The sequence below is a fragment of the Achromobacter sp. GbtcB20 genome (genome assembly GCF_019091095.1).
GTDB classification, from domain to species: Bacteria; Pseudomonadota; Gammaproteobacteria; order Burkholderiales; family Burkholderiaceae_B; genus Achromobacter; species Achromobacter mucicolens.
In genome coordinates this window covers 1-240 of the sequence record NZ_JAGXJZ010000851.1, presented here as the reverse complement: position 1 = coordinate 240, position 240 = coordinate 1, and the positions used below count along the sequence as shown (strand labels likewise).

Here is a 240-nt window from a genome sequence, read left to right as displayed (position 1 = left end):
CGACCCTGTTGCACGGCCAGAGCCAAGGCCATGGCAGCGGCGCAAGGCGCTTGAGCGACACGGCGTTGGTCAAGCTCTTTCGGCTGCTGCGCCTCGCCCGGCGTCTGCTGGACCTGGAAGCCGGCACCACGGCGCCCGGGACGTGAGCGAGGGAGGCCGCATGTCCACATCGCATCCGCTCAACCAGGCCGTGATTGCCCAGGCGCTGTATGACTTTCGCAACGGCCAACTGCGCCGCTG

Annotated in this window: 1 pseudogene; it reads left to right on the top strand. The window is 68.3% G+C overall.

What is annotated here, in order from left to right:
* Nucleotides 1-160: 160 nt before the first annotated feature.
* A pseudogene (locus KVT32_RS31380) lies at nt 161-240 on the top strand (coproporphyrinogen III oxidase); the annotation flags it as partial.